We start from the raw sequence: 12766 nt of genomic DNA on the forward strand, positions 1-12766 counted from the left end.
GGTCACGGCCGCCACCGCCGGCACGCTGGGCGCCGAGGCGCTGGCGGGGAGGGTGCCGGCGGTGGCGGCCGTGACCGCCAGGCCTACGGTGGCCAGGGCGGCGAGCAGGGCGCGGCGGACCGAGCGGCGCCGTCTGTGGTCCGCGGGAGGTATACCGGAGGTTTCGCTCATGGGGGTGCCTCTCGGGTACGCAGGGCAGCCAGTACCTCAACCGCCTCGACGATGTACCGGTAGACGGTGGCCAGCCCAATCCCGAAGCCGGCCGCGAGCTGGGCGTACGTGTGCCCGCAGCGCAGATGAGCCAGCGCGAGCAGAGCCTGTCGGTCCGCGGTCAGGCGGCGCCAGCGCGTGCCGCGCTCACGCCGCCGGGCTCTCAGTAGGCCGGACAAGTAGCGCAGGGTCGAGGTGGACAGATCGATCCCCGATGGGTAGACAAGCACGTGAAGCTCCGGGCGGACAGGTTGATCTTGGTCGACAACCCATCTACCAGGAGCTTCACCTTTTCCTCAACGCCGTCCTCAACCAACCGACATGCTACGCAACCAGGTTGGAAAGGCCTCACTCTCGACTACGCCGGAAAGCGGCACCACCGCCATGTCCGCACGCTTAGCTTGCACCGTGAGGCAGGCCCGGGCGCACCCGCCGAAAGCTGAGAAAGTGGCCTGAGCGCTGTCCTGGAGGGCGGCGCGGTGCCCCTTGGTGGGGGGAGGGGCGGCTGTGTGGACCGGGCCGTGAGTGCCGGCACGCGGCCCGCGCCCATCGCCTCCCTACCGGCCTTGCACGCCCTCGCGTCACACGTGCTGAGCTGGGATTTCATGCCGTCCGGCCGTAGTGTCACCCCATCGCGAAAGGGGGCCGGATGGACCGGAACATCCGCACTGTCGAGGACGTACTGACACTCCTGGACGACCTGTTCACACCCGACGCCGACCGCTGGACGAGCGACGCGGCCGCCTGGTGGGACACCTTCTATGCCGACCGTTCGAAACCCGTGCCGTTCTTCCAGGCCAAGCCCGACGAGAACCTGGCCTCCTACCTCGACCGCGGCCTCATCACCCCGGGCCGGGCGCTGGACCTGGGCTGCGGTCCCGGACGCAACGCGCTCCACCTGGACTCCCTCGGCTTCCAGGTGGACGCGGTCGACCTCTCCCCGGCGGCCGTCGGCTGGGCCGAGGAACGCGCCCGTGAGGCCGGAGCCCACATCAGGTTCCACCGGGGAGACGCCTTCGCCCTCGCCCGCACCGAACTGGACGGACCCTACGACCTGATCTACGACTCGGGCTGCTTCCACCACCTGCCACCCCACCGCCGCGTCAGCTACCTCGCCCTGCTCGACCAACTGCTCGCACCCGGCGGTCACTTCGCACTCACCTGCTTCACCGACGGAGAGCACGGCGGGTCCGACCTGCCGGACGTGGCCTTCTACCGTGACGCCCGACTCCACGGCGGACTCGCCTACACACCGGAGTCCCTGCGCCGGATCTTCGCCGACCTCACGGAGGTCGAACTCCGGCGCATGCGCGACGAACCGGCCGACTCCGCGTACTTCGGCGAACCCTTCCTCTGGACGGCCCTGTTCCGGCGCGATGCCGTGGACACACGGTGACGGCTCTGCGCCCCCGGCGCGTCCGCCTGTCATGATCACCTCGTCGTGTTCCATGGTGGGAGCGTCGGAGTCGACCCGCCGCGCCCGTGAACCTCGTCGACGAACTGCTGGTCGTCCGGGACGGCGAGGTCGTCGACCGCTGGCCGGTGACGGCCCGGGGCACCAACACCTGATGTCCCACGTCAGCGCATGCGTCAGGAACCGGTCGTGCGCGGGACGATCGTCAGCTCCGGATGATGCTTCCGCACCACCGCGGGATGGGCGCGGGCCCAGCCCTTGAGCTCGTTCCAGCCGAACTCCGCGAACAGCGGGTTGTCCGGGTCCTCCGTCACGCCCGTCGCCTGCGAGGCGCCGGGGAAGGGGAGCGGGGTGATCCGGGCGTCGAGCCGGGGGTTGTAGAAGAACGGCGCGGAGAAGCGCTCACGTGATCCCGGAGGAGAGACCACGCGGTGGTTCGTCGCCTTCAGGTAGCCGTTCGTGGCGACCTCCAGCAACTCGCCCAGGTTCACCACGAACGCGCCCGGCAGGTACGGGACGTCGATGAAGTCCCGCCCGTCCGGCGTCTCCACCTGGAGTCCGGGGACCTCGTCCGTCAGCAGCAGGGTCAGGAAACCGTAGTCCTTGTGCACGCCGACGCCCTGGTCGTCCCCCTGCGGGGCCCGCCCCGGGTAGCGCACCAGTTTGAGGTGCGTGCGCGGATGGCCGGAGAAGGCGTCGTCGTAGAAGTCCGCGGGGCCGCCGACGGCCGCGAGCAGCTCGTGCAGCAGCCGGTGGGCGACCGCGCTGAGCCGGTCCATCCACGCCAGCGAGACCTCCCGTAGCGCGGGGAGGGCCGCGGGCCACTGGTTCGGCCCCTCCAGCCACCAGTAGGGCGGCTCGCCGGGGGCCGGCACGTGCGCGGGCAGCTCGTTGCTGATGTCGAGCTGGTCGCGCCAGTCGCGGCGGCCCTGGGTGTGCTCGTTGCCGATCCGCGTGTAGCCGCGGAAGTGCGGCGAGGCGAGGTTGTCGAGGGCGTGCCGGTCGGCCTCGGGCAGGGCGAAGAAGTCGCGGGCGGTACCGAGCAGCCGGTTCTGTTCGGTGAGGGTGATGCCGTGACCGACCAACTGGAAGAAACCGACGTCGCGGGCGGCCCGGTGGAGCGCTTCGCGGTCGGGGGCGGAGAGGTCGATCACCGGGAGGGCGGCGGGCTGGGACATGGGTGGCGTTCCTTGCGAGTGGTGCGCGTACGAGGGGGAGGCGGGCGGGGGAGCGGGGGCGGGTCGGACGGGGTCGGCCTCGGGATGCCGGTCAGCTGTCTGCCGGCGCGCTGCCGACGCGGTCGGCCAGCTCCCTGATCTCGGCGGGCCCGACCCGGCAGCAGCCGCCGACGAGCGCCGCGCCGGCGCCGAGCCAGGCGGGTGCGAGGTCCGCGATCTCGTCCCGGGCGCCCAGCCAGCTGCGGGATTCGGGGTCCCAGGTGCCGCCACCGTTCGGGTAGACGACGCCGGGCAGGCCCGTGACCAGGGCCAGCGCGGCCGTCGCGGCGGCGGCGGGGGCGCAGTTCACGCCGGTGGCGACGACGGCTTCGCTGCTGCGGGCCAGCGCGAAGGCCTCGGTCAAGGGCTGGCCCGCGCTGGTGGTCGTCCCGCGGACGCTGTACGAGAGCCAGGCGGGGATGCCGAGGCCGTCCAGGGCGGTCAGTACCGCCTCCGCCTCCCGCAGGTCGGGAATGGTCTCGACGGCGAAGACGTCGGGAGCCGCCTCGGCCAGGGCCTCCAGCCGGGGGCGGTGGAAACGGGTCAGCTCGGCCACGGTGAGACCGTAGTTCCCGCGGTATTCCGAGCCGTCGGCCAGCATCGCGCCGTACGGGCCCACGGACGCCGCGACCCAGCGCTTCCCGGCGGTCCCGGACCGGGCGGCCTCGGCGGCATCTGCGGCTTCGGCGGCCTGAGCTGCCTCGGCGGTTTCGGCGGTTTCGGCGGCCTGGGCGGCCTCGCGGGCCAGGGACACGCTGCGTCGCAGCAGTGCCGTGGTCTCGGTGCGGGAGATGCCGAGCCGGGCGAAACCGTCGTAGGTGGCCTGGTAGCCGGCCGTGATGGCGACCTGCGCGCCCGCCGCGAAGTAGGCGCGGTGGACGGCCGCGATCGCGTCGGGCTCGTCGCGGAGCAGGCGGGCGGACCAGAGGGCGCCGCTCAGGTCGTGGCCCTGGGCCTCCAGCTCGTTGGACATGCCGCCGTCCAGGACGAGGGGGCCGGCGGCCAGGGCGTCGCGGAAGGTCGTCACAGCACTCTCGTCACGAAGTCGCGGGTACGGGGGTGGTCGGGGGCCGTGAGGACGCGGCCGGGCGGTCCGGACTCCAGGATCCGGCCGTCGTCGAAGAACACGATCTCGTCGGCGACCTCGCGGGCGAAGCCCAGTTCGTGGGTGACGACGAGCATCGTCATGCCGTCGGCGGCGAGGCCGCGCATGACGTCCAGCACCTCGCCGACCAGTTCCGGGTCGAGGGCCGAGGTCGGCTCGTCGAACAGCATCAGCTTCGGGCGCATGGCCAACGCGCGGGCGATGGCGACCCGTTGCTGCTGGCCGCCGGAGAGCTGGGCGGGGTAGGCGTCGCGCCGGTCGGCCAGGCCGACCCGGTCGAGGAGTGCCAGGGCCTCCTCGGTGGCCTCCGCGCGGGGGCGGCCCGCGCCGACCGGTCCCTCGGCGACGTTGGCGAGGGCCGTCAGGTGCGGGAAGAGGTGGAAGCGCTGGAAGACCATGCCGATGTCACGACGCTGCCGGGCCAGGTCACGGCGGCGCAGTTCGCGCAGCCCGTCCCGGTACGGCTCGTACCCGATCGGTTCGCCGTCCACCAGGATCCGGCCGCCGTCGGGCCGCTCCAGGTGGTTCACGCACCGCAGGAAGGTGGACTTCCCCGAACCGGAGGGGCCGATCACACAGGTGACCGTTCCGCGCGGTACGCGAAGGTCGATCCCGCGCAGTACTTCCCGCCCGGCGAAGGACTTGCGGACACCGGTGGTCTCGATCATCATCGGCTGCCGCCCTTCGCGAAGTGACGTTCCAGGTAGTGCTGGCCGATGTTCAGCACGGTCGTGACGGCCAGGTACCAGATGCTGGCGACGATCAGCAGCGGGATCGTCTGGTAGGTGCGGGCGTACACGATCTGCACGGAGTACAGCAGTTCCGCGTAGGCCAGCACACTCACCAGGGAGGTCGTCTTGAGCATGGAGATGGTCTCGTTGCCGACCGGCGGGATGATCACCCGCATCGCCTGGGGCAGGACGATCCGGCGCAGGGTCCTGGCCCGGGACAGGCCCAGCGCGTCCGCGGCCTCCAGCTGCCCGGGGTCGACCGAGACGATCCCGGCCCGGATGATCTCGGCGAGGTAGGCGGCCTCGTTGAGGCCGAGACCGAGCAGGGCCGCGGTGAAGGTCGTGATGACCGAGTTCGCGGGGACGTCACCGATCGCCGGCAGGAAGGGCAGGTGCAGCGACAGTGTCGGGTACAGCGCGGAGATGAAGCCCCAGAACAGCAGCTGAACCAGCAGCGGGGTGCCCCGGAACAGCCAGATGTACGCCCAACTGACCGCTCGGGCCACGGGGCTGTCCGACAGCCGCATGAGCGCCAGCGCGATGCCGAGCGCGAGCCCGATCGCCATGGCGGCGGCGGTGAGTTCCAGGGTGGTCGCCAGGCCGGTCAGCACCGTCCGGCTGAACAGCCACGCACCGACCGTGTCCCAGCCGAAGCGCCGGTTGGTGATCAGTGACTGGGCCAGGCTCGCGGCGAGCAGCACCACCACGACGGTCAGCACCCACCGGCCCGGCCTGCGGCGCCGGTAGACCGGCAACTCCTCGCTCATGAGGCCGCGTTGATCTCGAACTTGTCCAGGGCACCGGACTCCAGGCCCCACTTGGCGAGCACCTGCTGGTAGCCGCCGCTCGCCTTCAGGTCCTCAAGGGCCGACTTGAGCAGCGCGGTCAGCTCACTGTTCTTCGGCACGGCGATGCCGAAGGGCGCGTTGCCGTAGGAGTCACCGGCGACCTCCAGCTTGCCGCCGGACTGCTTGGCGGCGTAGGCGGCGACCGGGGAGTCGGCCAGGGCGGCGTCGGCGCGGCCGCTGGTGACGGCCAGGTTCACACCGGTGCCGTCCGGGAAGGTACTGACCTTGATCGGCGTCTTGCAGGCCTTCGCCCGGGCCGGCAGGTCCACGAGCGCCTGCGTGGACCCCTTCGCCACGGCGACGGCCCGGCCGCACAGCGAGTCGCCTCCGGGCTTCAGCGCCTTCGGGTTCCCGGCCGGGACCAGCAGGGACGTGCCCGCGTCGAAGTAGGTGACGAAGTCGACGACCTTCTCCCGTTCGGCGGTGTCCGTGAAGGACGAGACGCCGAGCTGGTACTTGCCCGACTGGAGGCCGGGCAGGATCGAGTCGAAGGGCACGTTCACGACGGTCACCTTGACCCCGAGGACGGTGCCCAGGGCTTTGTCGAGGTCGGCCTCCGCGCCGACGACCGTCTTGTTGTCGGCCGCGAAGAAGTCCATCGGCGGGTAGCTGACGTCGCTGGCGACGGTGATCCCGCTCGTCTTCAGCGCGGCCGGGACCTCGGCGGCGAGCGTGGCGTTCTCCGATATCGCGGCGGTGGCGGCGGAAGAAGTGCCGGACGGCGTGCCGGCTGCTTCACCGGTCGGCCCGGAGGGGTCGGCGCAGCCCGCCAGGAGCAGCATCGCGGAGCCGAGGAGCAGTAGCGGGCGCAGAGCGGACAAGACGAACTCCTGAATGATCCTGGCGTGCGAGGGATGGCTGGAGACTATCCCTGGATGCGCAATAGACAAGTCCGGTTGCTCATCATGCACGCACCTTGCAATGAACCTGCAATGTGCGCGCAACGATGGCGCGCGGTGCCTCAGCGGCCCGGCGCTATGCTCGGCCCGCGATGACCACCGACAGCAGCCTGAAACGCGGACTGGCCGTACTCCGACTCTTCGCCGAGCACCCCGCGCGGGACCCGCACGGCCACACCGCCGCCGAGGTCGCGGCGCTGCTGGGCCGTGAACGCAGTCAGGTCTCCCGCATCCTGCGGAGCCTGGAGGCGGCCCGGTTCCTGCGCCGTGATCCCGCGTCGCTGCGCTACTCCGTCGCCTGGGAGCTGTACGCGCGCGCCCAGCAGATCACCGAGGCGAGACTGCGCCGGGACGGCCGCACCGCGCTGGAGGGCGTCGCCGCCGACACGGGGGAGTGCGCCTACCTGGGAGTCCTGCGGGGCGCCAGCTCGGTGACCATCCTGGAGTCGATGCCGCCGGCGCTGTCCTCGTTCGTGTCCTGGGTGGGCCGCGCCTACCCCGCCTACTGCAGCGACGCCGGACAGGCCCTGCTGTTCGACGCCGACGACGCCGAGGTCGCCGCCGTACTCGCCCGCACCGCCTTCGTCCGCCAGGGCCCCAACACCCCGGCCGACCTGGACGACTTCCTCGCCCGTCTGGACGCGGCCCGCAAGCGGGGCTACTCGGTCGTCGACCAGGAGGCCGAGCCCGGCCTGTACTCGCTCGCCGCTCCGGTCAGGGACTTCCGGGGCGAGATCGTCGCCGCCGTACAGGTCGTCGGCCCGCGCCGCCGTCTGGAACCGGCGACGGCGGCCTGCGCGGAGTCGGTGGTGCGCTGGAGCGACTGGCTGACCGCCGCACTGCGCTCGACGGACCCGGAGCCGGACGAGGCGGCGGTGAAGGAGCCGGGCTTGGAGCCGGACCAGGGCTGAGGGCCCGTGGAACGGCCCAGGGCTCAGGCGGGCGGCGAGGCCAGTCGCGCCGCCGCGTCACCGACCGCGGCGACGATCTCGTCCCGGTCGTCCCTGGCCGCCGCGTGCGGCACGACCGCGGTGACCGCCGCCACCACGTCCCCGCGCGCGTCCCGCACCGGCGCGGCCACCTCCAGCACGTCCTCGTCGTACTCGCTCTCGCACACCGCGATCCCGCGTCCGGCGTCCGCGGCGACGCGCGCCCACAGGTCATCGACGTTCCGCGGCGCGTAGGGGCCGCCCGCCCCGATGAAGTCCTCACCGTCCAGGAGCTGTGCCACTTCCGCCCGCGAATGGCCGAAGAGCAGCGCCCGCCCCGCCCCGGTGCACCAGACCGGCGTCAGCCGCCCCGCCCGCGCCCAGGCGAACTCGGCCCAGGCGGCCAGCTCGGCCCGCACCGAGAGCACCATCGGCCCGCGGAGCACGTCCACGTACGCACACGCCCCGAAGCGGACCACCAGCGCCCGCAGCAACGCCCGGCTCTCCACTCCCCAGGGGCCCGCCTGGGCCGCGACGGCCAGGAGATCCGCTCCGGCGCGGAACTCGTGCCCGTCCCGGGCGAGCGTCCCGGTGTTCACCAGATCCCGCAGCAGCCGCGACGCCTGCCCCTTGTCCAGCCCGCTCTCCGCCGCCAGCCGGACCACCCCGGGTCCACCGCGGCTGTCGAGCTCCCCCCGGACCACCCGCTCCACCAGCCCGAGCCCCCGAGGCAGTGCACCCGTCGCCAAGTCCATGCCCCGGATGCTACAGATGCCGGCGCGAAGCCTGTCGCCCCCGCTCCGTGGCGCCCAGCCGCCGCGACGGCACGGATCAGGAGTCCGCGCAGCCCCAATACCCCCGCAGGGCAGCTTCGTTGACACCCACAGGGCTACGTGCTTGCATCGCGTCATGCTTCCGTCGGAGCTCCTGACCCGTCGCCGCGCCGTGGACCTCGTCCGGGTGGCCGCGGCGCTGTGTCGCCTCCCCGGCTGACCGGCTCTCGCCCGGTTCTCCTCTTCGACGCCCGCGTCACGCATGCGTGCGTGGCCGGTCGCCGTGCTCCGCCCGAGTCCTCCGCCCCTCCACCCATGACGGGACAGCCATGTCCGCTGCCGGCTCCGCCGCCCACCACGAGATCGCCTACGACCGCCGCAGGCTGCGCCAGTGGCTCGCCGGGGAGGCCAGAGCGGACGGGGTGACCCGCCGCCGGCTGCTCACGCTGCTGGCCGCGACCGCCGCCGCCACCGCGCTCCCCGGCGGGGACCCGGCCCGCGCCGCTGACTCGCCCATCGTCAAACCGTTGCCGCCCGAGTGGTTCATCCCACGCGGCACCAACGCCGAGACCCGCTGGGAGGCGCTGCGCGGAACCGGTCATCACACCCCCAACGCCCTGTTCTTCGTCCGCAACCACACCGCGACGCCCGTCCTGGACGCCGCCGACTGGCGGCTGCGACTGTGGGGTGACGGACTGCGCGGCACACCGGCCGAGGACAGGCCGGTGGAGTTCGGGTACGACGATCTGCGCGCCCTGCCGGCCGTCACCCGGACCGCGTTCGTCGAGTGCGCCGGCAACGGCCGCAGCTTCTACTCGACGCAGCAGGGCGAGACGGTCACCGGCACCGCGTGGACGCTGGGCGCCGTCGGTGTCGCGCGCTGGCGCGGGGTGCGCCTGGGCGACGTACTGCGCAGGGCCGGCCTGTCCCGGCACGCCGTGGACGTGCAGCCCCGTGGTCTCGACGCCGAGTACGTCAGCGGCGGCGAGAGCCTCGGCCGGGTGCGCCGCCCGCTGCCCGTGGCCAAGGCGCTGGACGACGTGCTGCTCGCGTACGAGATGAACGGCGAGCCGCTGCCGTACGACCACGGCCACCCGGTGCGGGTGCTGGTGCCCTCGTGGGTGGGGATCGCCTCGATCAAGTGGGTCGGTGACATCGAGGTGTCGGCGCAGCCGCTGTACTCGCCGTGGAACACCACGTTCTACCGGCTGTTCGGCCCCGCCTACCCGCAGGAGGGCAGTGCGCCGCTGACCCGGCAGACGATCAAGAGCGCCTTCGAGCTGGCGAGCGGCGCGGTGTTCCCGGCCGGGGAGAGCCGGGTGCTGCACGGCCGGTCCTGGTCCGGTGCGGGTGCGGTCGCGTGGGTCGACGTCAGCACCGACGGCGGGACGACATGGCGGCGGGCCCGGCTGCACGACCGGCCGCGTTCGGGTACCTGGACGCGGTGGTCCGTGCCGTGGACGCCCGGTACCTCCGGTGACACGCACCTGCTGGCCCGTGCCACGGACACGGCGGGCCGTACCCAGCCGGACACCGCCGTGTCCAACACGCAGGGCTACCTGTTCGACGCGGTGGTGCGCCACCCGGTGACCGTGGTCTGACACCGCGGCGCCCGGTCCGGGACGGTGTGGACCCTCAGTCGATCCCGGACCGTTCGACGCCCGCCACGATCCACCGCTGGAAGCAGAGGAACACCACCAGCAACGGCAGGATCGACACCGCCGCCGCGACGAACAGCTCGTGGACCCTGACGACCTGGGACGTGGTGAAGGAGGACAGCGCCACCTGCACCGTCCAGGCGTCGCGGTCCTGCCCGATCACCAGGGGCCACAGGAAGGAGTTCCACGCGCCGATGAACACGATCGTCCCGACGGCGGCGAAGACGGGCCGTGCGTTCGGCACCACGATCAGCCAGTACGTTCGCCAGTAACCCAGCCCGTCGACCTGCGCCGCGTCCTCCAGCTCCGTGGGGAAGCCCAGGAAGTACTGCCGGAAGACGAAGCAGGCGAAGCCCGAGAACAGGGTCGGGACGATCAGCCCCCGGTACGTCGAGATCCAGCCCAGCGACGACACGAGCACGAAGCTCGGGACGAAGGTGACGGCGGCCGGGACCATCAGCGTGCCGAGCACGGCGTAGAAGACCTTGTTCGCGTGCCGGTAGGGGACGCGGGCGAGGCCGTATCCGGCGAGCGAGGCGAGCAGCAGTGTGCCGGCCGTCGTCGCCACGGCGATCACCGCGGAGTTGAGGAGGGAGCGGGCGAAGGGCACGGAGGAGTCGTCGAAGAGCTCCCGCACGTTCCCCCAGCGCAACTCCGAGGGGAAGAAGCCCCATTCCGGGGCCGTGATGTCCTGCTCGCTCGACAGCCCGTTGCGCACGAGGAGATAGAAGGGGATGAGGAAGAGCAGGGCCAGCACCACCAGCAGGACGAGCCGCAGCGCGCGGCCGGCCCGTACCACCGCGTCCTCCATGGTCACTCCTCCCTCGCGCCCAGACCGAACCAGCGTGCCTGGCCCACCGTCACCACCACGACGACCAGCGAGAGGATCACCGCGCCCGCGCTGCCGAGCCCGAGGTTCTGTCCCTGGCCGAGGGCGAGGTAGTAGAGGTAGACGAGCGGCGGACGGGCGTAGGGCGGGTAACCGCGGGCGTCCGACAGAAGGTTGTAGAACTCGTCGAAGGCCTGGAAGGCGTTGATGACGAGGAGCAGGACGACCGCGACCGACGTGGCGCGCAACTGGGGCAGCGTGATGTGCCACAGCACCTGCCGGCCGGGCCGGGCACCGTCGACCGCGGCGGCCTCGTACAGCCCGGGGTCGATCCGCTGTAGCCCGGCCAGGAAGAGGATCATGTAGAAGCCCGCCTGGAGCCACAGTCGCACCGTCACGATCACCAGCCAGTACCAGGGCGGATCGGTGCCGGACAGCCAGGCGACCGGATCGCCGCCGAACCAGCCGAGCACGGTGTTGGCGAGCCCGAACCGCACCCCGTTGAAGAGGGACATCTTCCAGATGAGGGCGGCGACGACGTAACTGCACGCGGCGGGAAGGAAGAACACCGACCGGAAGAACGCGCGCGCCCGGCGCACCCGGTTGACCATCAGGGCGAGGGCCAGGGAGAACACGTACGTCGTGGGCACGATGAACGCGGTGAAGACGAGGAAGGTGCGGAGGCTGTCGACGAAGGCGTCGTCCGACAGCAGTGCCGTGTAGTTGTCGAGACCGACGAAGTCGGTGGGCGTGACGGTGTTGTGGGCGTCGAAGAAGCTGAGGGCGACGCTCCACAGCAGCGGGACGTACGTGAACAGACCGAGCCCGACCGCGAACGGACCGACGAAGATCCAGAACCAGAGTGCGCGGTTGCGCACCCGACGCCGGGCCGTGACGACGTGCCCCGTCACGACTTCTTCCTCACCCGGTCGAGTTCGGCCGACACCTTCCGGACGACCGCCCGCAGTTCGCTCTCCGGGTTCGCCCCGCCCCGGATGATCCGGCTCAGCGCGTCCTGATAGGCGGTCTGGTCGGCCGGGGTCCACAACAGCGGCTGGGCGTAGCCGTGTTCGGTGGTGAGACGGACGGCCTCGGCGGCCGCGCCGGTCTTCAGCTTGCCGGCCTTCTTCGCCAGGGAGACGCGGGCCGGGATGTGGAAGCCGTAGGAGAGCGCGAAGTCCTCCTGGTAGTCGGTGCGTTCGACCCACAGCCACTTCACGAAGTCCTTGGCCGTGTCCTGGTGCCTGCTGCGGGCACTGACGGCGGCCCCGTACGCGCCGACGGGGACGGCGGGTGCGCCCGCCCCGTCCCCGGGGAACGGCAGCACCCCGAAGTCGTCGCCCAGTTCCTTCCGCACCTGGGGCAGCGCCCACAGGCCGGACCACTGCATGGCGGTCAGGCCCTGGAGGAAGGCGGACGGGTCCGACCAGTCGGCGGGGGCCCCGAGGAGCAGGGACCCGTCGGCGTACAGCTGGTGGACCTTGGCGAGGGCACGGGCCGCGGCCGGGTCGTCGAAGCCGACCTTGCCGTCACCGGTGATCAGCTGAAGTCCCGCCGCGTACAGCGGAGTTCCGCCGAGAACGCCGGCGCCGCCGTCATTGCCGAGGAAGAGCCCCTTGACCTTCTTCGTGGTCAGTCTCGCGGCGGCGTCGACCAGGGCGTCCAGGGTGTCCGGAGGTGCCACCCCGGCGTCGCTCAGCAGGCTCTTGCGGTAGTAGAGCAGCTGCATGTCGATGACCTGCGGGATGCCCCAGATCCGCCCGTCGTACGTCTTCGGGGTGAGCACGGCGGGGTTGAAGTCGTCCTTCACGCCGTCCAGCAGGCCGGTGAGGTCGACGACCTGGCCGCCCTGGATCTGGTCGAGGGTGGGACTCCCCTCGAAGACGTCGGGACCGGAGTCGGTGAGCAGCGCGGCGGCGGTCTGCTGGTCGTAGTTGCCGGGCCGCCACTGCACGCCGACCTTCGCCTTCGGGTACGCGGCGGCGTACCGTTCCACGGCCTGCTCGGTGCCCGTCTCGCCGTACTGGTGGTACCACTGCGACAGTCTCGGTCGCGCGCCGGTGTCGTCGCCGCGTCCGGTGTTGGACCCGCAGGCGGTGAGCAGTCCGGCGGCGGACCCCGCGGCGAGCAGTGCCCTGCGGCTGATGGTCATG

12 protein-coding genes and 1 pseudogene are annotated in these 12766 nt (G+C 71.8%); 3 read left to right on the forward strand and 10 right to left on the reverse strand.

All coding sequences use genetic code 11. The annotated features are described in order from the left end of the window. Positions 1-191 precede the first annotated feature (191 nt). Positions 192-440, reverse strand: a pseudogene (locus MB828_RS17200) (helix-turn-helix domain-containing protein); the annotation flags it as partial. A 419-nt stretch (positions 441-859) separates the two neighbouring features. On the opposite strand from MB828_RS17200, the gene MB828_RS17205 reads away from it, so the two are divergent. Beyond that, positions 860-1606 carry a class I SAM-dependent methyltransferase gene (locus tag MB828_RS17205; RefSeq protein ID WP_301648967.1) on the forward strand — a complete coding sequence of 249 codons (747 nt, stop codon included), beginning with the start codon at positions 860-862 and terminating at the stop codon, positions 1604-1606. A gap of 194 nt (positions 1607-1800) precedes the next feature. Here the strand turns inward: MB828_RS17205 and MB828_RS17210 are convergent, their stop codons facing one another. The 5 genes from MB828_RS17210 to MB828_RS17230 all read right to left on the reverse strand — a co-directional run bounded on the left by MB828_RS17210 (position 1801) and on the right by MB828_RS17230 (position 6346). Beyond that, entirely contained in the window at positions 1801-2802 is a 1002-nt protein-coding gene (locus MB828_RS17210) for an isopenicillin N synthase family dioxygenase (RefSeq protein WP_301648968.1), read from the reverse strand. A gap of 91 nt (positions 2803-2893) precedes the next feature. Further along, entirely contained in the window at positions 2894-3868 is a 975-nt protein-coding gene (mmuM, locus tag MB828_RS17215) for a homocysteine S-methyltransferase (RefSeq protein ID WP_301648969.1), read from the reverse strand. Further along, complete coding sequence (locus MB828_RS17220; protein WP_301649127.1) at positions 3865-4614, reverse strand: amino acid ABC transporter ATP-binding protein; 750 nt, start codon at positions 4612-4614, stop codon at positions 3865-3867. The genes mmuM and MB828_RS17220 overlap by 4 nt, the downstream gene beginning before the upstream one ends. Next, positions 4614-5444, reverse strand: coding sequence for an amino acid ABC transporter permease (locus MB828_RS17225; RefSeq protein WP_301648970.1), 831 nt, complete (start codon positions 5442-5444; stop codon positions 4614-4616). The genes MB828_RS17220 and MB828_RS17225 overlap by 1 nt, the downstream gene beginning before the upstream one ends. Further along, on the reverse strand, positions 5441-6346 hold the full coding sequence (locus MB828_RS17230) for an ABC transporter substrate-binding protein (protein WP_301648971.1): 906 nt from the start codon (positions 6344-6346) through the stop codon (positions 5441-5443). The genes MB828_RS17225 and MB828_RS17230 overlap by 4 nt, the downstream gene beginning before the upstream one ends. Before the next feature lie 170 nt (positions 6347-6516). Between MB828_RS17230 and MB828_RS17235 the strand changes: the two genes are divergently transcribed. Beyond that, positions 6517-7335 carry an IclR family transcriptional regulator gene (locus MB828_RS17235; RefSeq protein ID WP_301648972.1) on the forward strand — a complete coding sequence of 273 codons (819 nt, stop codon included), beginning with the start codon at positions 6517-6519 and terminating at the stop codon, positions 7333-7335. Positions 7336-7358: 23 nt separating this feature from the next. On the opposite strand, the gene MB828_RS17240 is transcribed toward MB828_RS17235, so the two are convergent. Next, positions 7359-8108: an IclR family transcriptional regulator domain-containing protein gene (locus MB828_RS17240; protein ID WP_165941505.1), complete on the reverse strand. Its 750-nt coding sequence runs from the start codon at positions 8106-8108 to the stop codon at positions 7359-7361. A 347-nt stretch (positions 8109-8455) separates the two neighbouring features. Here MB828_RS17240 and MB828_RS17245 point away from each other — a divergent pair, with 347 nt between their 5' ends. Then, complete coding sequence (locus MB828_RS17245; RefSeq protein ID WP_301648973.1) at positions 8456-9727, forward strand: sulfite oxidase; 1272 nt, start codon at positions 8456-8458, stop codon at positions 9725-9727. 34 nt (positions 9728-9761) lie between these two features. Here MB828_RS17245 and MB828_RS17250 read toward each other — a convergent pair whose 3' ends face one another. From MB828_RS17250 to MB828_RS17260, 3 genes are read right to left on the reverse strand one after another with little or no spacing between them, the layout of a single operon-like run. Beyond that, on the reverse strand, positions 9762-10595 hold the full coding sequence (locus MB828_RS17250; protein WP_301648974.1) for a carbohydrate ABC transporter permease: 834 nt from the start codon (positions 10593-10595) through the stop codon (positions 9762-9764). Between the two features lie 2 nt (positions 10596-10597). Further along, positions 10598-11491, reverse strand: coding sequence for a carbohydrate ABC transporter permease (locus MB828_RS17255; protein ID WP_301649128.1), 894 nt, complete (start codon positions 11489-11491; stop codon positions 10598-10600). Between the two features lie 29 nt (positions 11492-11520). Then, a complete protein-coding gene (locus MB828_RS17260; RefSeq protein WP_301648975.1) occupies positions 11521-12765 on the reverse strand; it encodes an ABC transporter substrate-binding protein in 1245 nt (414 codons plus the stop codon). Position 12766 lies beyond the last annotated feature (1 nt).

The sequence above is a fragment of the Streptomyces arenae genome (genome assembly GCF_022343545.1).
Taxonomy (GTDB): domain Bacteria; phylum Actinomycetota; class Actinomycetes; order Streptomycetales; family Streptomycetaceae; genus Streptomyces; species Streptomyces humi.

Excerpts from the sequence above, each read along its gene's own strand:
- MB828_RS17205 (WP_301648967.1), top strand. The coding sequence starts at position 860 with ATGGACCGGAACATCCGCACTGTCGAGGACGTACTGACACTCCTGGAC.
- MB828_RS17210 (WP_301648968.1), bottom strand. The coding sequence starts at position 2,802 with ATGTCCCAGCCCGCCGCCCTCCCGGTGATCGACCTCTCCGCCCCCGAC.
- MB828_RS17220 (WP_301649127.1), bottom strand. The coding sequence starts at position 4,614 with ATGATCGAGACCACCGGTGTCCGCAAGTCCTTCGCCGGGCGGGAAGTA.
- MB828_RS17225 (WP_301648970.1), bottom strand. The coding sequence starts at position 5,444 with ATGAGCGAGGAGTTGCCGGTCTACCGGCGCCGCAGGCCGGGCCGGTGG.
- MB828_RS17235 (WP_301648972.1), top strand. The coding sequence starts at position 6,517 with ATGACCACCGACAGCAGCCTGAAACGCGGACTGGCCGTACTCCGACTC.
- MB828_RS17240 (WP_165941505.1), bottom strand. The coding sequence starts at position 8,108 with ATGGACTTGGCGACGGGTGCACTGCCTCGGGGGCTCGGGCTGGTGGAG.
- MB828_RS17245 (WP_301648973.1), top strand. The coding sequence starts at position 8,456 with ATGTCCGCTGCCGGCTCCGCCGCCCACCACGAGATCGCCTACGACCGC.
- MB828_RS17250 (WP_301648974.1), bottom strand. The coding sequence starts at position 10,595 with ATGGAGGACGCGGTGGTACGGGCCGGCCGCGCGCTGCGGCTCGTCCTG.
- MB828_RS17260 (WP_301648975.1), bottom strand. The coding sequence starts at position 12,765 with ATGACCATCAGCCGCAGGGCACTGCTCGCCGCGGGGTCCGCCGCCGGA.